The following is a 21,519-nucleotide window of genomic DNA, read 5'->3' as shown; positions in this document are numbered from 1 at the left end:
GGTGATCTGCACCGGGCCCAGCTGGCCGGCGCCGCCGCCCACGACGCTGTCGATCAGCACGTCGTTCAGGCCGGTCAGCAGCAGGCGGCCGGTGGCGTCCAGCGTGACGAGCTTGCTGGTGCCCAGCGTGTGCAGGCTGACCTCGCCGGCGCGCGCCGTGGTGCCGGCGTTGATGATGATGTCGCGCTGGGCCGTGAAGCTGCCGCCCAGCGTCAGCGTGTCGCGGGCGTCGACGGTGATGTCCGAGCCCACGCCGCGCGCGATGAATTCGCCGCTGAGCACGGCCGCGCCGGTGGGGGCGAAGCGCATGCTGCCGGACATCGTCTCGATGAGGCTGCTGGCCGTGAACGTGACGGCCGACGTGCCCGCCGCGCTGGTGCCGGCGTACAGCTCGATGGCGCTGTAAGCACGGATGGCGCCGGCGATGGTGATCTCGCCCGACGGCGCACCGGCACGGCCCAGCTTGACGACGGAGCCGGGGTTGGCCGCGTCGATGGCGTACGGGCGGGCCGACATGACGGCGCCCGCGGTGGCGTTGGTGGACGCGATCTGCGTGAAGCCCAGGCGCTCGGCGCCGCCACCGGTCACGGCGGCGATGGTGAACGGGTTGTTGCCGGCCAGCACCAGGCGGCCGTCGTCCAGCAGCACGGTGGGCAGCTTGTCCAGCACGTTCTGCGGCTGGCCCGCGAAGGCGGCACGGATGGCGTTGATGAGGTCGGTGCGCAGGCTGTCGACGCCCTGGTTGCCGGCGGTGTCGGCCGCGCGCACGGTGACGACGGCCGAGACCAGGATGCCGCTGCTGTCGTTGCCCAGGTTGACGGTCAGCAGGAAGGCGCTGTCCGCCGTCAGGTGGGCATCGTTGTACTGCGTGAAGCCGTCGGCCGTCAGCACCTCGCGCAGCTGCGTGACGACGGTGCTGCCATCCGGCTGCAGCACGCTGCTGCCGAACACGTTGACCTTCAGGTTGCCGTCGGCGGACAGCGAGATGGTGCTGTCGTTCTGCCAGGTGTGCAGGCGCACGTTGCCGCCCAGCACCATGCCGTAGCCGTTGAACGGGTCGGTGGAGTTGGGGTCGAAGCTGGCGGTGCCGCCGCGCACGTCGATCGTGCGGCCGGCCTGGATCTCGCGGCCCAGGCGCACCTGGCCGCCGGCCTGGATGCTGACGCTGGAGTTGCCGCCGAAGTTGTGCAGCAGGCTGCCCAGCAGCGCGCCGTCGGGGTCGTAGTGATCCACCAGCTCGGCACCGGCCGCCAGCATGCCGTTGACCAGCGCGCCCTGGCGCGACGTGATGGTGATGCGGCCGTCGGCGTCGTTGACGGTGATGCGCGCGCCGCCCGGCATCGCGAAGCCGACGCCGTCGCTGCTCATGCCGCCCGCCAGCGTGACGGCGCTGCCGGCACGGATGGTGACGCCCTGCTCCACCAGCGCACCGCTGACGGCCTTGACCATGCCGCCCAGCCACAGCTTGCCGTCGGTGCTGATGGAGACGCCGAACGGATCGTCCGACCAGACGTAGTTGTCGACCGGCTTGCCGTCGGCGCCCGGCGTCGTCGTGACGACAGCGCCGGAGCGGATGTTGCCCATCAGCGAGATGCTGCCGACGCTGCGGATGTCGACGCCGTTGACGCCAGCGGTGCTGGACGCCAGGCCGGCCACGTTCAGGCCCGCCACCGTCGTCATGACGACGGCCTGGCCGTTGTCGTCGGCGCCCGGCAGCCCGGTGGTGTGCAGCGTGACCGACTTGGCCGCCGACAGCGCGGTGTCGACGAGGATCTGCTGGCCGGCGGTGACGGCGATGGTGGAGTCTGGCCCCAGCCATTCGATGCCGGTGCCGCCGACGATGCCGCCGGCCACCAGCGCGCCGTGCAGTTCCACGTCCTGCGCGCCGGTGATGGTGATGTGGCTGCCAGCCGCCAGCGAGTTCAGCGTGGAGCTGGCGTTGACGTAGACGCTGGTGCCGGCCTGGGCCTTGCCGGCCTCGGGCGCGCCGTGGCCGATCAGCGTGATGTCGCCGTTGATGCGGCCCTCGCCCTGCCAGTAGACCCAGCGGTCGGACTCCAGCACCAGGTCGGAGCCGGCGCCCAGCAGGTTGATGTTGCCCTGGATGATGACGTCGCCTTCGGTGCGCATGACGAAGTCGGCGTTGGGCCGCAGCGTCGTCACGGTGCCGGTCAGCAGGAAGCCGGCACCGCGCTGGCCGAACAGCGGATGCGGGTCGAGGATGCGCACCTCGTCCACGGTGCCGTCACCGTTGCCGTCGTAGGCATAGGCCAGGTAGCGCAGCGGCGAGCCGTCGGCGGCGGTGCTGCCGTCGGCGATGACCCAGCGCGTCGTGTTGGCGGTGCCGGCGGAGGCGCTGGTGTAGTCCACGCCCAGCGTGAAGCCGGTGCGCAGCTGCTGGCCAGCGGCGGCGGAGGCCTTGTAGTAGACGGCGCCCTCGTTCAGCTCGAAGCCGGTCTGGTCGCGCACCGCGAACTGCTGGGCGGCCGTCAGGCCGGCGTAGTCGGTGCCGGGCGCCGGGGCGGCCCAGAAGACGTCGTCGATGCGGAAGTCGCTGCCTTCGGCGAAGCTCAGGCGGAAGTGGTCGGCCGGCGCGGCGTTGGCATTGACGTAGACGACGCCGTCCCAGCGCGCGTAGCCCAGCGTGGCCAGCACGCGGTCCTGCTGGGCCAGCGTGAGCTGCTGGAAGGCCGTGCCCGGCGCGGCCGGCGCGACGCTGCCCCAGTCGAAGCTGGCGGTGTCGAAGTCCTTGCCGGCGCCTTCGGCGAAGTCCGCCACGATGCGCTTGGCGGCATCGGTGGCCGACGCGTTGACGAACACCTGCTGGTGCAGCTGCACATAGCCCAGGCTGGCCACGACGACGTCGCGCTGCGCGGGCGTGAGTTGCTCGAACGACGTGCCGGCGGCCGGCTTGCTGGCGCCGCCCCAGTCGATGGTGGCGGTGTCGAAGTCGGCGCCGCCGGCCGTGAAGCCGTGCACCAGCTGCACCGACGCGGCAGCGCCGGCCTTGTAGAAGGACGGGCCCTGCTCGACGTCGTAGCCCAGCGCGTGGGCCACGACGGCCTTCTGCGCGGCCGTCAGGTCGGCGAAGCTGGCGTTGGCGGCCGGCGCGCCGGCGCTGCCCCAGTAGATGTCGGCGTTGCTGTAGTCGGTCAGCGTGCCTTCGCTGAAGGTCGTGACCAGCTTCTTGCCGGGGTTGGCGGCGTAGTTGAAGAAACGAACCGTGTCCGTGGTGGTGTCGAGGTAGCCGTTGACGACGGCGCGCTGCGCGGTCGTCAGGTCCTTGAACAGCACTTCCTCGCCCGGGTGGGTCAGGCGGTCGACGACGCTGCGCTGGTCGGCCGACAGGTCGGCGTAGGCCGTGCCTGCACTGGGCGCGAACTCGACGATGCCGTCCACCACCGCGCGCTGGTCGCTGGTCAGCGCCGCGTACTCGGTGCCCGGGGCCGGCACGCCGGCGGCACCCCACTGGGCGGCCGTGATGAGGACCGAGAAGTTGCCCGAGAAGGCGGCGATCCAGGTCTCGCGCGGCACGGACGCGTAGTCCACCGGCATCGCGGCCCAGGTGTCGCCGGAGATGGCGTTGTAGTCGAAGCGGTAGCCCAGCGCGTTGGCGACGACCAGCTTCTGCGCGCCCGTCAGCTGCGCGAACGGCACGTGGCCAGCGGGTGCGGCCACGCCGGCACCGGCCCAGTCGATCAGCGTGCTGTCGTAGTCGGGCGACACGCCCTGCAGGAAGCCGCTGCGCGGCGCGCTGCCGGCCTTGTAGTAGACCTCGCCGCCGAGCACCGTGTAGCCTAGCTGCGCGGCCACGGCGGCCTGCTGCGCGGGGGGCAGCTGCTCGAACGTCGCGTTCGCGGCCGGTACGCCGGCGGCGCCCCAGTTGATGGCGGCGGCGTCGTAGCCGACGGCATGGCCTTCGATCAGCGTCAGCGTCGTCGTGTCGGTGGCCGCGTCGTAGCTGCTGGGGCGGAACACGCCGGTCTGCGCGTTGAAGAAGCCGCCGTGGGCATAGCTCAGGTAACCCAGGCTCTGCGCGACCTGCGCCTTCTGCGCGTCGGACAGCTGCGCGAACGGCGTGTAGTCGGCCAGCGACGTGACCGCCGCGCCGGCGCCCAGCGTGATGCCGGCGCCGCTGATGGCGGCCAGCAGTGCGGGGCTCAGACCGCCCTGGGCCAGCTGCGCCAGCGCGGCCCGCACCAGCGCCGGGTCGGAGATGGCGGCCAGCGTGCGGCCGGGCAAGGTGTCGAAGTAGTCGGCGTAGTCGGACGTGACCTCGCCCACATCCAGCGTGGCGGCGTCGGCGCTGGCAACGATGCCGGCCATCTGCAGCTCGCCGGCGGAGCGCAGCGTCAGCGTGGAGCCGGCGCCGGTCAGCAGCGGCGTCGTGCCGTCGGCGGCGAACGCGGCGCCCACGGCGACGGCCGAGCCGCTCAGCAGGCGGATGCTGCGCGTGGCCGTCAGCTCCACATGGCTGTTGGCGGCCGACGCCATGACGGCACCGCCCTCGCGCAGCGTCAGCGTCGTGCCGGCGTCCAGGCTGATGCGCGAGCCGGCGCCCTGGCCTTCGATGAAGGTGGCGGCGACGATGGAGCCGCTGGTGTGCACGCTCAGCGTGGCGCCGGCGTCGGTGACGTAGAGGCTGGAGCCCTTGTCGGCCGTGAAGCCGTTGGGGCCGTCGCTGTAGCCCACGATGGCGCCGGTGCCGGTGCTGCCCGTCACGTTGATGGCCAGGCTGCGGTTGGCGATCAGCCAGCCGCCCAGCGCGACCTGCTCGGTCGCGTTGACGACGAGGTCGCGGGCGCGCACGCCGGAGTCCGGCACGCCGAGCGGCGCGTGCACGTTGTGGCTGCGCACGTCCACCGTGTAGGCCTGCAGCTCCAGCGAGGTGCTGGACTGCACGTCGCCGGCGATGACCATACGGTCGGCCAGCAGCAGCGTGTCGTCCTCGAAGCGGGCCGAGAACGTCTTGTCGAACATCAGCGTGTTCTTGGCGTCACCCACCGTCATGACGACGCCCGGCGCACGGTGGCCGATGGTGACGCGCGAGAAGCCGGTGCGCAGCGCCGACAGGTCGCGCATGCCCAGGTCCATCGTGCCGCTGCTGCCGGCGCCGATGGAGCTGTCGTTGGCGAAGGCCGTCTGGCCGGCGCCGCCGATGCGGTAGCCCTGCACGTCGGCCGTCGCGCGGATCAGCAGCGTGCCGCTGCCGCGAACCGTGTCGGTGCCGGCGGCCAGGTCCATGTCGTCGGCGATCAGCGAGATGGACTTGCCCGCGCCGGCGCTGATGAGGCCGCTCTGGTGCGCGAACAGCGCTTCGCGGCCGGCCAAGCGTACGTCGATGGCACCGCCGGCCGTGGCTAGGCCGCCGCCGGCGCGGCCGTCGGCGACGATGGTGAGGTCGTCGGCCTCGCGCACGACGATGTCGGCCAGCGGGCCGGCCGTGGCGCGGTTCAGCACCGACAGCTGGCCCAGCTGCGTGTTGAAGACACCATCCACGCCCGCCGCGCTGACACTGAACAGCGCCTGCGGCGCCACCAGCTGCGCCTGCGTGATGTCGACGATGCCGGCCGCGTCGATGGACAGCGACGTGGCGCCCCACGACGCGCCGTTGGTCATGACCAGCGTCGTGCGGACGGCGTTCTGGTCGGTGATCTCGATGCGGTCGACGCTGTCGTTGAAGTCGATGTTGCGGCGGCCGCTGGCGGACGTCAGCACCAGCGCGTGGTCGTTCAGCTGGATGGGCTGTGTGCTGGCGATGGGCGAAATGACGACGCGGTCGAAGCCGGCGCCGCCGTCGAGCTTCAGCGTGCCGCCACCGCTGACGAGGAAGGTGTCGTTGCCGGCGCCGCCGTCGATGGTGTTGGTGCCGGTGGTGATGGTGAAGGTGTCATCACCGCCATTGCCCCAGATGCGGTTGTCGCCGCCGCCCATGTCGACGAACTCGGCGCCGTCGCCACCGATGAAGGTGTCGTTGCCCGAGCCGCCGTAGAAGTGGATGCCGTTGACGCTGCCGCCGACGAACTTGTTCTTGCCGTTGCCGCCGCGGATGACGCTGGACGACGCGCCGCCCAGGATCATGAAGTTGTTGTTGCCGGCGCCCAGGTCGATCTGCAGGTCGGCCTTGATGTCGGGGCCGATGTAGACGAAGTCGTTGCCCGTGCCGCCGTTGGCGACGATGCGCTTGACCTGGCTGGCCGCGTAGGTGCGCGTCTGGCCCAGCGACTGCACGGTGATGGTCTGGCCGTCCTGGTCGACGTTGAACGACTCGTTGGTCGTGTCGTCGTACAGCTTGCCGCTGCCGTAGCGGCCGGACTGGTCGCCCATGTGCAGGTACAGCGTGCCGTCGGAAGCCAGGTGGGAGATGTCCGGCGGCGCGCCGAAGCTCCACATATAGCTGCCCGACACGGTGATGCCCATGACGGTGGCCTGCGCCGCGAGGTAGGCGCTGGCCGGCGTGATGTCGATCTCGCCGCGGAAACCGGCGATCGTGAAGTCGATGCTGAACAGGCCGAAGTCCAGCTCGAAGTCCAGCGAGCCCCAGGCCGACGCGGCGAAGCGCGGGCGGCTGGACAGCAGCATGCTGATGCCGGCTTCGAGGTGCAGCGGGCCGAGGTGGATGTCCAGCGACGCGGTGCCGCGGATCTCGAACTGGCCATCGCTGCTGACGAAGCCGCCGACCTCGACGGTCAGCGCGTTGAAGAAGTTCAGCCGGCCGTTGAACTCCAGCTTGAAGACGTCGTTGACGATGCTGACGCGACCGCCGAAGTCGATGTCGAAGGCCAGCAGCTTGATGCGGCCGCTGAGACCCAGGTCGAACAGCGTGTTGCCGGCGATGGTGTGGCCGGACAACGTCGTGTAGGCGCTGCTGCTGGTGTTGATCTGCAGCAGCGCGTCGGCCTTGACGTTCAGCACCGAGATGCCGAACTCCAGGCGCGTCTGCACGCGCAGCGCGAAGAACGGGTTGTTGCCGGAGTCGGTGCCGAAAGCGGCGTCCAGCGCGAAGGCCATCTCGCCGAAGTCGCCCAGGTCCAGCGTGACGTTGCCGCTGGCCTGCAGGCCGCGCTGGTCGATCAGCAGGTCCATGCCGCCTTCCAGCGAGATGGGGCCGACGTTGATGGACGCCGCGCCGCTCAGCCGCAGCATCTGCGGCTGCAGCGTGACGATGACGGGCTGGCCCTGCGCGTTGTAGACGTTGCCGCTGGCGTCGCGGCCGCGCACCTGCTGGCTCTGCGTCGTCGTGTTGATCTGCAGCAGGAAGCGGCCGGTGACGTCGAAGATGCCGCCGCCGTCGATGATCTTGGAGTCGGCGCCGCTGCCGCCCACTTCCAGGCTGCCGTAGATGCCGCCGGAGACGATGCCCAGCGTGCCCGTGACCGACAGCGGTTCCAGGATGGGCAGGTCCAGCACGGCGGACACGGCCAGCTCGACGCCGCTCGTCGAGATGATGACGCCGAAGTCGCCGCGCAGGTCCAGCAGGCCGCTCAGCAGCTCCAGCGAGCCGTTGCCGGTCAGCGCCATGTAGGGGCCGGTCCAGTTGGGCTTGCCGGGCGGCGTGGCGGCGATCGTGTAGACCGGGAAGTCGACCTTGTCGAGGAACTCGTCCGGCACCTCGTAGACGATTTCCTGGCCGAAGCTGTTCATCGTCAGCTCCAGCTCGGCATGGATCTTGGCCACGGGGCCGAGGTCCAGGTTGCTTTCGAGCTGCAGCCGCATCGCAATGCCGTTGCGGATGACCAGCAGGCCGGTCGCATGCGTCGTGAACAGCGGCGCGCTGGACGGGCCGACGCGGGCCTGCACGTCGACGAACACCGAGATGCCCTGCGACGCGCTGGCGCGCACGTCGAACACGCCGGTCATGTTGACCAGGCCGAACACGTCGATCTCGGCCTCGCCGAACAGGCGCAGGAACTGCTCGTTGTAGAGCAGCACGATGGGTTCGTCGGGGTTGCCGGTCTCGATGGCATAGCCCGGCGAGATGACGCCGTGGCTGTTCTTCCAGTTGGCGCGCGAGAAGTCGATGACGGTGAAGTTGCCCGTCAGGCTGACGCCGCCGCCCAGCGTGACGGCGCCCGAGGCGCTGTCCTGCGTGAACTGCGACGTGCCGATCTGGATGCGCACGCCGGTGTTCAGCTCCAGCGCCAGGTTGTCGGCGCGGAAGGTCACGTCGGGCACGCCGACGAGGCCGATGCTGGTGACCTTGGCGTTGGCCGCCAGGTACACGCCCACCGACGCACCCTGCGCCGTGATGACCAGCTCCTTGGCGACGATGAGGCCGACGTCCAGGTCCTCGATGGCGAAGCCCACGGCCGACGTGTCGGGGCTGTCGGCCTCGTTGATGCGGCCGTCGCCGTTGCTGTCGCGCCAGTAGCCGCCGACGCCGATGAAGCCGTAGCCGTCGTTGATGCCGATGGCCAGCGTCGTGACGGTGGTTTCCTCGCCGTTGTCCAGCGTCACGCGCTCGGAGCCGCGCTTGGTGAACGCCATCGACGCCGAGATCTGCACGAAGCCGGCCAGGTTGATGGCGGCGTAGCCTACCTTGGCCTGTACCAGGTCGCCGGTGAAGTCGATGAAGACGGTGTTGCCACCACCGGCCGGCAGCGCGAAGCCATGCGCGTTGAGCTTGCCGTCGCGGTTGCTGTCTTCACCGGTGTCCAGCACGCCGTTGCCGTTCGTATCCTCGGTGTAGTCCTTGAACGACGGGCTGAGCTGGTAGTTGATGGCCGGCGGGCCGAACAGCTGGATGGCCGCCTGCACCGGCGCGGGCAGCGACGGCACGTAGAAGGTGTTGATGTTGACTTCGACGTCCTCGGCCCGCACGTCCAGCAGGTTGCGGTCGATGCCCACCAGGCCGGCGTAGCCCACGGCAGCCTTGGCCGTCACGAAGCGCGGCGAGTACTGCTCCAGGCCGGGGATGAACTTGCCGATGGCCGGCGTCATGATGGCCAGGCCGAAGTCGACGTCGTCCAGCGCCAGGCCGACCGCACCGTCGTTGATGTTGTCGGGCAGGCCGTCGTTGTTGGCGTCGGGGCCGTAGCGGTAGGGGCCGCCCACGCCGGCGAAGCCGGTCAGGTGCGAGCCGCCCAGCGTCATCGCCGACACCTGCAGCGGCAGGCTGTCGCCATTGACGCCCAGGCTTTCCAGCAGCGGGCGCAGGCCGCCCATGTCGACGGCGACGTTGAACACGTCGCCCTGGCGGAAGGCCAGCGAGCCGCGCAGGAACAGGAAGTCAGCGACGGCGATCTCGGCCAGGCCGATGTCGATGCCGATGAGGTCGTTGCCGCGCAGCGTCAGCCGCACCGGCGTGCCGCCGGTCTTGATCTCGTAGCCGACGCGCGTCACACCGCCGCTGTCGACGGTGCGGATGCTGGAGTAGTCCGCCGTCGAGCGCATGACACCGCCGAACAGCTTGCCGCCGTTCTGCACTTCCAGCGTCACGTTGGTGGCGCGGATGGTCAGCACGTCGCCGAAGCCGTAAGTGCCGATCTGGTCGGCATGCAGCTGCAGCGACAGGAAGTTCTGCGCGTTGAAGAAGCTCGGCAGGTCGGCCTTGTAGTAGCCCAGGCCCAGGTCGACGTTCTGCAGGCCGAAGCCGATCAGGCCGCTCTGGTCGGACAGCGGCCGGCTGAAGTCCGGGTCGCCGACGCCGATGAAGACGTCCACGTCCGCCGCGCCGAAGCTCAGGCCCTTGAAGGTGACGTTGGACAGCCGCGAGTAGTCGCTGGACAGGCCGCCGATGGCCTTCAGGCCGTTGAGGATGGTGGTCGCGGTGCCGGCGGGCAGCAACTTCTCGATCAGCGACAGCTCGGCCGGCAGGCCGGTGTACATGTCGGCGGTGAAGGTCTCGCCGAGGTTGAGCTTGAAGTCGCCGTGGATGTGGACGAAGTTGCCGATGTTCAGGCTCAGGTCCGGCAGCTCGATGGAGCCGAACAGCGTCAGGCCCAGGCTGGGATCGAAGCCGATGGACAGCTCCAGGTTCTTCAGGAACCCGAGCGCGCCGTCCAGGAAGTCGAAGCCCGGCAACTTGTCCGGCAGGAAGCTGGTGAGCTTCTTCAGGCTGATGGTCGGGATCAGCAGGCCGGTGGACGGCAGCTCGAAGTCGAAGTCGAAGCTGGTGCTGATCGAGAACAGGTCGAACAGCCCCAGCGTCGCCGTCATCGCGATGCGCAGCGAGTTGCTGTCGAAGTTCAGCTTGAAGGCCTCGGCATCGCTGCCGATGGGAATGGCCAGGCCGCCGCCGGGCAGCTTGCTGAAGTCCACGTAGGCGCTGGGCACCGGGTACTTGCCCAGGAAGGCGCCGTTGAAGCCCAGCTTGACGTCGGTGGCCTGCAGCGTCAGGTAGGGGTCGGTGCCCACCAGGCCCGCCAGGCCGGCGCTGGCCGTCAGCGCGTAGAACTTGCCCGGCAGCGTGATGCCGGCGCCCGGCGTGGGCGTCAGCATCGCAAGCGCGAAGTCCAGGCTGTCGATGGCGAAGCCGATGGCGTCGTCGTTGGGCGTGTCGCTGGCGTCGATGACGCCGTCGCCGTTGGTGTCGCGGCGGTAGGGGCCGTTGATGCCGGCGAACGCGTTGACGTTCTTGCCGGCGACGACCAGCACCTCGGCCGGGATGTCGATGTTCAGGCCGACGGCGTTGAAGTTGACGTCGTCGACGGTCTGCTTCTGGAACGTGAAGCCGCCCGACAGGCTGACGATGCCGGCCACGCTGGCGCGCGCCTGGCCCACCGTGGCGCTGACGACGCGGTTGGCGGCGTTCAGCGTGATGGGGCTGCCGCCGGTGGCGATGGCGTGGCCGCCGCCGGCCGCGAAGTCGACGATGTACAGCGGGTTGCTGCTGGTGTTGACGTCGACCAGCGCGTCATTCAGCGAGAACTCGATGAACTGGTCGAAGCCGACGAAGCCGATCTGCGCGGCCGACGCCTTCAGTGCCGTGAACTTGGTGCCCGCGACGACGTTGGTCGCCGGGTTCAGCACGTCGGGCAGCGCCTTGTACAGGCCCAGCGCGAAGTCGAAGTCGTTGATGACCAGGCCGATGGCGTTCGGGTCGGTGCCATCCCCGCCGCCCACGCCGACGAAGGCATGCACGTCGCTGGCGCCGATCTCGATGGCGCGCATCTTCACGTCGGGGATGCTGACGCCCAGCGGGCCCTTGACGGTCAGGCGGGTGTCGTCGGCCTTGCGGAACGCGAAGTTGCCGTCGATGTGGACGAACTGGCTGATGGTCAGCCGCGCATCGGTCAGGCTGGCCGCGATGACGTGGCCGGACATGTCCAGCACGACCGGCGCGCCGCCGGTGGGCACGTTGAAGCCGGTGCTGCCACCGGCCGTGAAGTCGATGGGCCGGGCGACGCCGCTGGCCGTGTTGACCTCGATGTCGACGCCGTTCGCGGACAGTTCGAAGTCCTTGGCATCGAAGCCGTAGACGCCGATGGCATCGGCATGGGCCTTCAGCGCGGTGTACTTGATGCCGCCGGCGTTGGCCATCAGCAGGCCCAGGTCCACGCCCTGCACGCCCAGGCCGTAGAGCTGGCCGGTCTGGTCCTGGAAGCGCTTCGTGCGGTCCAGGCCGCCGTCGGCGTAGCCGACGAAGATGTCCACGTTGCTGGCGCCGACCGTGAAGCCGCGGGCGTTCAGGATGGGCAGGCCCAACGTGTTGCGCAGACCCGTGAAGCTGGCCTTCTGGAACGCGAAGCTGCCCTGGATGAGGACGAAGTCGGAGATCGCCAGCGTGGCCTGCGCGGCCGACAGCATCAGCCGCTCGCCGGAGAAGTTCAGCGTCACCGGGTCGGCCCCGGTGGGCAGGTCCAGCGCGCGGCTACCGGCGAAGTTCAGCGGCGTGATGACGCCACCGACGCCCGGCGTCGCGCTGTTGTATTCGATGTGGACGTCGCTGGCGCTGAGCGTGAAGTCGTTCTCGTCGATGCCGTAGATGGAGACGTTGCTCGCATCGGCGCGCAGCGCGCGGTAGGTTTTGCCGGCCTGGTCCTTGACGTTCAGGAAGCCGAAGCTCAGGCCCTGCACGCCGAAGCCGTACAGGCTGCCGGACTGGTCGGCGAAGGACTTGCTCGGGTCGATACCGCCATCCGCGTAGCCGACGAACGCATCGATGCCGCTGCCGGCGATGCTGAAGCCCTTGGCGCCCAGCACCGGCACGAGGCCGTTGCCGGCGCGCAGCGTGTTGCCGAAGTCCGCCTTCTGGAAGCCGATGGCGCCGCGGAAGTACAGGAAGTCCGAGACCTTGAGCACCGCCTCGCGGGCGAACACGCCGATGCGGTCGCCGCCGCGGAAGTCCAGCGCAACGGCGCCCGTGGAACCCAGGGCCAGGCCGCCGGCGCCGAAGCTGCGCACGAAGTCGATGCTGCGGCCCTGCGCGTCGGCACGGTTGATCTCCAGCTGCAGGTCGCTGGCGCTGAGCTCGAAGTCGTTGGGATCGAAGCCGTACAGCGCGACGCGCGCCAGGTTGGCCTTGGCGGCCGTGTACGACTGGCCGCCTGCCTTCGCGATGAGGAGGCCGAAGTCGGCGCTGCTGACGCCGAAGCCGTAGAGGTTGCTGGCCTGCTGGTCGGGCGTCTTGCTGGTGTCGAAGCCGCCGTCCGCGTAGCCGACGAAGACGCTGACGCCCTGCCCCGTGATGGCCAGCATGGACGTGGCGGTGACCTGCTGCGGCACGCCCGTGGCGGTGGCCAGCGTGAGGGGCGCCGTCGGGCTGTACTTCTCGAAGCCGATGCGGCCCGACAGGTAGGCGAAGTCGAACAGCTGCAGCGTGATGTCGCCTTCGACGCGCACCAGCTCGCCGGCGGCGCCGTCGATGTCGATGTCCACCGTCTGTCCCGGGCCGATCAGCACGGTCAGCGGCGCGGCGGAGAAGTCGATGACGCGGTCGTTGGCGCGGCTGGCCTGGTTCAGCTCGACAGTCAGGTTGCGGATCGTCGGCAGCAGGTCCGACAGGCCCACGAAGCCGGCCGACGTCGCGTTGGCCTGCAGCGCCGTCCACTTGCGGCCCGGCTCCGCCTGCGAGCTGACCAGCGCCAGTGCGAGGTCGATGCCGGCGATCTGCAGGCCGGCCGCGTCGCCCGTGCCGCCGTTGACGCCGGCGAACACGGTGACGTTGTCCATGCCGAAGGTCAGCACGTCGACGGCCAGGTTCTGCGCCGGCAGCGTACGCGTGGCGGCCAGCGTGACGGTGGTGCTGCGCTTCTCGACGGCGAAGCCGCCGCTGACCTGCACGAAGCCGAAGGCGTCCAGCGTCAGGTTGCCGGTGGCCGTCAGCATGGGGCCGTTGGCGCCCGGCATGTCGAACGTGATGCCGCTGGCCGGGCCGGTGGCGACGGTCATCGCCGTGGCGCCCGACGCGTAGTCGATGACGGCCGGCTTGGCGCCGGCGGGCACGACCTGACCGGCGCGGTTGATCTGCACCTTGAGGTCGTTGGCCTGGATGGTCAGGCCGTCGGGCATGCCGACCAGCGCGACCTGCTGGGCCGTGGCTTCCAGCGACGTCCACTTGCGAGCCGCGCCGCCAACCTCGGTGACCAGCGCCACGCCGAAGTTGGCGCCCGTCATCTCCAGGCCGATCTGGTCGGCCGTGCCGCCGTTGATGCCGGCGAAGGCGCGCACGTTGCTGGCGCCGATGGTCAGCAGCCGCGCGTTGACGGTGGCCGGTGCGGCGGTCTGCACGCCCTGCGCGTTCGTGGCGGCGGACAGCGTGACGGCTTGGTCGCGCTGCTCGATGGCGAAGCCGCCACTGACCTGGAAGAAGCCGAACGCGTCCAGCGTCAGCGTGCCGCTGGCCTTCAGCACCTTGCCTTCGCTGCCCGCCATGTCCAGCGTCAGCGTGTTGCCGGGGCCGGTGGCGACGACGAGGTTCTGTGCCGCGTAGTCGACGACCTTGTCGCCCAGCTGCTTGGCCTGGTTGATCCGCAGCGCCAAGTCGTTGCCGGTCAGCGTGAAGCCGTCGATGCCCACCAGCGCGACGCTGCCGGCCGTGGCCTGCAGGCTGGTCCAGCTGCGCGCCGGCGTGGCCTTGCTGCTCTGCAGCGCCAGCGCGAACTCGAGGTTGGTGAGCTGCAGGCCTGTGCCACCCGACGCGCCGGCGAAGCCATCGATGCCGGCGCCGCCGATGGTCATCAGCCGCGTCTGCACCGTGGAGCCGTCGGCCAGCACCACCGACGAGTCCTTGCTCTCGATGGCGAAGCCGCCGCTGACCTGCACGAAGCCGAAGGCGTCCAGCTGCAGGTTGCCGCTGGCCTTCAGCACCTTGCCTTCGCCGCCGGCCAGCGTCAGCGTCAACGTGTCGTTGGTGCCGGTGGCGACCGTCAGGTTCTGCGCCGCGTAGTCGGCGACGCTGTCGTTGAGCTGCTTGGCCTGGTTGACCTGGATGGCCAGGTTGTTGCCCGCCAGCGTCAGGCCGTCGATGCCCACCAGCGCGACGCTGCCGACGCTGGCCTGCAGCGTCGTCCAGCCCCGTGCTGGCGCGGCCTTGCTGGACTGCAGCGCCAGTGCGAACTCGGCACCGGTCAGTTCCAGGCCCACGCGGTCGGACGAGTTGCCGTTGTTGCCCGCGAAGCCGGCGATGTTGCTGCCGCCCACCGTCAGCAGGCGGGTCTGCACGGTCGTGCCGTCCGCCAGCACGACGGACGAATCCTTGCTCTCGATGGCGAAGTTGCCCGACAGCTGCACGAAGCCGAACGCGTCCAGCGCCAGCGTGCCGCTGGCCTTGAGCATGCGGCCGTCGGCGCCGGCCATGTCCAGCGTCAGCGTGTCGGCCGGGCCGGTCGCCACGACGAGGTTCTGCGCGGCGTAGTCAGCCACCGGGTCGGCAAGCAGCGCGGCCTGGTTGAGCTTGATGGACAGGTTGCTGCCCGCCAGCGTCAGCCCGTCGATGCCCACCAGCGCGACGCTGGCGACGTTGGCCTGCAGGCTGGTCCAGCTCTTGGCCGGCGTGGCCTTGCTGCTCTGCATCGCCAGGCCGAACTCAGCGCCGGTCAGCGTCAGGCCCAGGCGGTCGGCGGAGTTGCCGTTGTTGCCGGCGAAGCCGTTGATGTTGCTGCCGCCTACCGTCAGCAACCGGGTTTGCACCGTCGTGCCGTCGGCCAGCACCAGCGACGAATCCTTGCTCTCGATGGCGAAGCCACCGGACAGCTGCACAAAGCCGAACGCGTCCAGCGCCAGGTTGCCGCTGGCCTTCAGCATCTTGCCGTCGGCGCCAGCCATGTCCAGCGTCAGCGTGTTGCCCGGGCCGGTCGCGGCGACGAGGTTCTGCGCCGCGTAATCGGCCACCGCGTCGTTGAGCTGCTTGGCCTGGTTGAGCTTGATGCTGAGGTTGTTGCCCGCCAGCGTCAGGCCATTGATGCCGACGAGTGCGACGCTGTCGACGCTGGCCTGCAGGCTGGTCCAGCCGCGCGCCGGGTTGATCTTGCTGGACTGCAGCGCCAGCGCGAACTCAGCGTTGGTCAGCGCCAAGCCCAGACGGTCGGCGGAGTTGCCGTTGTTGCCCGCAAAGCCGTTGATGCCGCTGCCGCCCACCGTCAGCAGGCGCGTCTGGACGACCTCGCCGCCGGCCAACGTGACCGAGGCGTCCTTGCTTTCGATGGCGAAGCCGCCGGACAACTGCACGAAGCCGAAAGCATCGAGCGTCAGGTTGCCGCTGGCCTTGAGGATCTTGCCCTCGCTGCCGGCCATGTCCAACGTCAGCGTGTTGCCAGGCCCGGTCGCGACGACAAGGTTCTGCGCCGCGTAATCGGCGACGGCGTCGTTCAGCTGCTTCGCCTGGTTGACCTGAATGCTGAGGTTGGTACCGGCCAGCGTCAGGCCATTGATGCCGACGAGCGCCACGCTGCCGACCGACGCCTGCAGGCTGGTCCAGCTGCGAGCCGGCGCGGCCTTGCTGGACTGCAGTGCGAGCGCGAACTCGGCGTTGGTCAGCTCCAGGCCGAGACGGTCGGCCGAGTTGCCGTTGTTGCCGGCAAAGCCATTGATGCCGGCGCCGCCGACGGTCAGCAGGCGCGTCTGCACGACCTCGCCGCCGGCCAACGTGACCGAGGCGTCCTTGCTCTCGATAGCAAAAGCGCCACTGAGCTGCACGAAACCGAACGCGTCCAGCGCCAGGTTGCCGCTGGCCTTGAGGATCTTGCCCTCGGCACCGGCCATGTCCAGCGTCAGCGTATTACCCGGACCCGTCGCGATGACAAGGTTCTGCGCCGCGTAGTCGGCGACGGCATCGTTGAGCTGCTTGGCCTGGTTGACCTGGATGCTGAGGTTCGTGCCGGCCAGCGTCAGACCGTTGATGCCCACCAGCGCCACGCTGCCGACCGATGCCTGCAGGCTGGTCCAGCTGCGTGCCGGCGCGGCCTTGCTGGACTGCAGCGCCAGCGCGAATTCGGCGTTCGTCAGCTCCAGGCCCAGCTTGTCCGCCGAGTTGCCGTTGTTGCCGGCGAAACCGTTGATGCCGGCGCCGCCGACGGTCAGCAGGCGGGTCTGAACAACCTCGCCGCCAGCCAACGTGACCGAGGCGTCCTTGCTTTCGATGGCGAAGCCGCCGGACAACTGAACGAAGCCAAACGCGTCCAGCGCCAGGTTGCCGCTGGCCTTGAGGATCTTGCCCTCGCTGCCCGCCATGTCCAGCGTCAGCGTGTTGCCCGGACCCGTCGCGACGACAAGGTTCTGCGCCGCGTAGTCTGCGACGGCATCGTTGAGCTGCTTGGCCTGGTTGACCTGGATGCTGAGGTTGGTACCCGCCAGCGTCAGGCCATTGATGCCGACGAGCGCCACGCTGCCGACCGACGCCTGCAGGCTGGTCCAGCTGCGAGCCGGCGCGGCCTTGCTGGACTGCAGCGCCAGCGCGAACTCGGCGTTCGTCAGCTCCAAGCCGAGACGGTCAGCGGAGCTACCGTTGTTGCCGGCAAAGCCGTTGATGCCGGCGCCACCGACGGTCAGCAGGCGGGTCTGAACAACCTCGCCGCCAGCCAACGTGACCGAGGCGTCCTTGCTCTCGATGGCGAAGGCGCCGCTGAGCTGCACGAAACCGAAAGCGTCCAGCGCGAGGTTGCCGCTGGCCTTGAGGATCTGGCCTTCGGCGCCGGACAGGTCCAGCGTGCGGCTGCCGGACGGGCCGGTGGCGATGACGAGGTTCTGCGCGGCGTAGTCGACGACCTTGTCGTTCAGCTGCCGGGCCTGGTTCAGCTGCAGCGCCAGGTTGGTGCCGGACAGCGTCAGGCCGCTGATGCCCACCAGGCCCACGCTGGCGACGTTGGCCTGCAGCGTCGTCCAGCTGCGCGCCGGCGTGGCGGTGGCCGACTGCAGCGCCAATGCGAAGTCGGCACCGGTCAGTTCCAGGCCCAGGCGGTCCGCCGAGTTGCCGTTGTTGCCGGCGAAGCCATTGATGCCGCTGCCGCCGATGGCCAGCAGCCGCGTGGTGACGGTGCTGCCGTCGGCCAGCACGACGGACGAATCCTTGCTTTCCAGCGCGAAGCTGCCGCCCAGCTGCACGAAGCCGAAAGCATCCAGCGACAGCACGCCACTGGCCTTGAGCACGCGGCCGTCGGCGCCGCTCATGTCCAGCGTCAGCGTGTTGCCGGGCGCGGTCGCGACGACGAGGTTCTGCGCCGCGTAGTCGGCCACCCGGTCGCCGGCCTGGCGGGCCTGGTTGAGCTTGAGCGCGAGGTTGCTGCCGGCCAGCGTCAGGCCGTTGATGCCCACCAGCGCGACGCTGTCAACGCTGGCCTGCAGGCTGGTCCAGCTGCGCGCGGCATTGGCCTTGTCGCTCTGCAGCGCCAGCGCGAATTCGGCGCCGGTCAGCGTCAGGCCGACGCGGTCGGCCGAGTTGCCGTTGTTGCCGGCAAAGCCGCTGATGCCGGCGCCGCCGACTGTCAGCAGGCGGGTGTTGACGGTGGAGCCATCGGCGAGCTTGAGCGTCGAGTCCTGGCTCTCCAGCGTGAAGCCGCCGCCCAGCTGCACGAAGCCGAAGGCATCCAGCGCCAGCGTGCCGCTGGCGCGCAGCGTCTCACCGGCGCTGCCGGCCAGGGCCAGCGTGCGCGAGGTGCTGCTGCCGGTGGCAACGACGAGGTTGCGGGCCGCGTAGTCGACGACCTGGTCGCCCGCCTGGCTGGCCTGGTTGATCGTGACCGCCAGGTTGCTGCCCGACAGCGTCAGCCCGCTGACGCCCACCAGCGCGGCACTGGCGACGTTGGCGTCCAGGCTGGTCCAGCTGCGTGTCGGGCTGGCCTTGCTGCTCTGCAGCGCCAAGCCGAATTCGAGGTTGGTGAGCTCCAGGCCCACGCGTTCGGCCGAGGCGCCGTTGTTGCCGGCGAAGCCACCCAGGCCCGCGCCGCCGATGGCCAGCAGGCGCGTCGCCACGGTGCTGCCGTCGGCCAGCTGCACGCTGTCGTCGCGGCGCTCGATGGCCAGGCTGCCGCTGGCACTGAAGAAGTCGAACACGCCCAGCGACAGCGTGCCGCTGGCGCGCAGCAGCTCGCCGGCACTGCCCGGCATGTTCAGCGTGATGCTGGTGCTGCTGCCGGTGGCCACGGCCAGCGCGGTGGCGCCGTAGTCGACGACCTTGTCGCTGAGCACGGTGGCCTGGTTCAGGCTGACGGCCAGGTTGCTGCCGGTCAGCGTCACGCCGTCCACGCCGATGAGGCCCACCGATGCCGCCGTGGCCTGCAGGCTGGTCCAGCTGCGCGCGGCGTTGTTGCGGTCGGCGAACATCGCCAGCGCGACGTCCAGGCCGGTCAGGTTCAGACCCATCGCACTGGCCTGGCCGGCATTCATGCCGGCGAAGCCCGTGATGCCGGCGGCGCCGACGGTCAGCATGCGGGTCTGCACGACCTCGCCGCCGTCCAGCGTGACGGTCTGGTCGCTGCGCATGACGGCCAGGCTGCCGGTCAGGCGCACGAACTCGTAGAGGTCGAAGGTCAGCGTGCCGGCGGCCTGCATCAGGCGGCCACGCGCGCCATCCATGTTCAGCGTGATGGGCGAGGCGCCGGTGGGCACGCTGAGCGCGGTGCGGCCGGCGGCGTAGTCCACCACCGCATCGGCCGCGTTGCGGGCGGTGTTGATGCTGACCGACAGGTTGCTGCCGCTCAGCGTGACGCCGGCCAGGCCGTTCAGGCTGACCGAGGTGGCGCTGGCCTGCAGGCTGGTCCAGCTGCGCGTGGCGTCGTTGCGCACGCTCATCAGCGCCAGCGCGAAATCCACGCCGGCCAGCGCCAGGCCCGGGCCACCCGGGATGCCGGCGTTGGCCGTCAGCCCGTGGGCGCCCAGCAGCAGGCGGTCGACGGCGACGCCGGCCGTCGCTTCATCGACGCCGGCGGTGGTCGTGTTGTCGGCCGCCAGCAGCACGGTGGCGCTGCTGCGCTCGAAGGCCAGGTTGCCGGTGGCGTTGAAGAACTCGCCGATGGTCAGGTTCGCACCGGTCAGGCTGACCTGCTGCAGGCCGGCACTGAAGTCGCTGCCGAAGGTGTAGCTGGCGTTGCCCACGGACAGCACGCGGCCGCTGGCGTCGGCGCCGCTGGCATTCCAGCGCAGCGCGACCGAGCTGGCGCTGGCCGACACGTCGCTGCCCAGCTGCAGGAACGGCGAGCCGCTGGACTCCACCAGCTCCACGCCGCCGCTCGTCGCGTTCATCGCGATGGCGACATTGGCGCCGGTGACGCCGGCCTTGAAGCTGCCCGCCACCAGCTGCACGCTGGCGTTGGCCGCGATGATGGCCATGCCGCCGGTGTTGGCGTCGCGGCCGAAGGCGTAGTCACCGCTGAGACTGAAGGTGTCGGCGATGGTGGCGCTCAGGCCGCGGATGTCGACGGCCGGCGTGCCGCTGGTCGGCATCGTGCCGAAGGTGTGGCTGATGGCACCCGCCGTCAGCACGTGGCCGCTCTGGTCGGCGCCGGTCATGTTCAGGCGCAGCAGCGCGGACGTGGCCGACACGTTGGCGAAGCCGCCTCCCGACAGATAGAAGCCGCCACTGGCCTCCAGCGCCAGGCCGCTGCCGGCCGTCATGACGGCACCGAAGCCGGCGTCGGCGACGCCGGCCGCAATGCTGCCGGTCGTCAGGCGCGCCTCGATGTGCTCGCCCACGGCCGTCAGCGAGCCGGCCGACACGGCCAGCCCGAAGGTGCCGCTCAGCGTCACCGGGTCGTAGCTGAACACGCCGCTGCCGCTCATGGACGCGAAGTCGCCCAGGGCGCCATCGCCGTCGAAGGTGAAGGTGGTGCCGTCCACCAGCAGGCTCTGCGCCTGCGCGGACAGGTTGATGCCGGCGTGGTTGGCCTGGCCGTTGAGCTGCCCCAGGCCCAGGCTGAATTCCAGCGACAGGCTGCTGGCCGCCAGCGTCAGGTGATTGACGCCCTGCAGCGCGATGTTGCCCGCCGTGCCTTCGGCCAGCAGCCAGCCGGCGGCGTTGGCACCCTGGCCGTCCAGGATGACGACGGCCGCGTCGATGGTGCCGAAGGTCAGGCCCGGCTTGCTGGCGTCGTTGGCGTCCAGGCCCAGGTAGCCGCCGCCGTTGGCCAGGCCGATCTTCCAGACGTCGTAGGTGTGCGTGCCGCTGCCGTCGCTGAACGACAGGCCTTGCGTGTAGCTGGCCGCCAGCGAGCCGGACAGCTTGACGCCCTGGCCCAGGTCCAGCGACGCGTTGGCAATCGTGAAGCCGACGTTGCGCGCGAAATAGCTCGCGTTGAACCACTCGCCCGCCTGGTCGGCCAGCGCCTGGCCCTGCGCACCGGCGGCGCCGTAAAGCAGGTTGACGGCGAAGGCGCTGGGGGCGTCCAGCCGGTGGGCCACGAGCTTGAGCTCATGCGCCGTGGTGTCGTGCTGAATCTCGAAGAACAGCCCGTTGCCGACGCTGACCAGGCCCTCGCCCTCGGCGAAGCTGCCGGTCAGCGTGGTGCCGTAGGACAGGAAGGTGTAGATCTGGCCATCGGCGGGCGTGGCGCCGTTGATGAGGCTGACCTTGAGCGTGCCATTCAGCGACACGGCGCCCGACACGTCGAGGCGGTCCGAGCCCGTGCCGTCGATCTCGATCTCGAAGACGTCGCCGCTGGCCAGCGTCAGGTCGGTGGCCGGCGTCGTCGTCACGGCCTGCGAGCCGCCCGGGCCGACGAGCGCCAGCGCATGCATGGTGGGGCCGCTGCTGCTGACGTTGAACTCGGCCGGGTCGTTGGCGGCCTGGTCCAGCATGACCGTGCCGGCCATGAAGCCGCTGGCCGTCTGCGAGTAGCCGACGTCGAACGCACGCGCGTCGACGGCGAAGGTCTGGTTGCCCGACGGCGAGGCGTCAGCCGGCGGCGGCGTCCATTGCTGCCAGCCGTCCGGCAGGCTGGCATGCGGCACCTGGCCCGGATGCTGGGCCAGCGCATCGGCCGGGTCGTAGGCGCCGTCGACGGACGTCGCGTAGGGGTCCACCGGCTGCATGACCACCGCATGCGCCGCGCCGAGCACCGGGTCGGCCGACAGCAGCACGCGCGGCTCCAGCACCTCCAGCTTGTAGGCGTCGCGCATTGCGCGCGCCAGACGGACGAGACCGCTCAC

Annotated in this window: 1 protein-coding gene (only partly in view); it reads right to left on the bottom strand. The window is 70.0% G+C overall.

Features of this window, described 5'->3' with window-relative positions; translation table 11 throughout:
* Nucleotides 1-21,519, bottom strand: partial view of an LEPR-XLL domain-containing protein gene (locus AC1Q7O_RS01775; RefSeq protein WP_492661837.1) — the 5' portion only. Its footprint begins 18,465 nt before the window's first position; only the first 21,519 of its 39,984 coding nucleotides appear in the window; it begins with the start codon at nucleotides 21,517-21,519; the stop codon falls past the left edge of the window.

Source organism: Roseateles sp. GW823-FHT07B05 (genome assembly GCF_058794515.1).
This window is presented reverse-complemented; position numbering and strand designations above follow the sequence as displayed.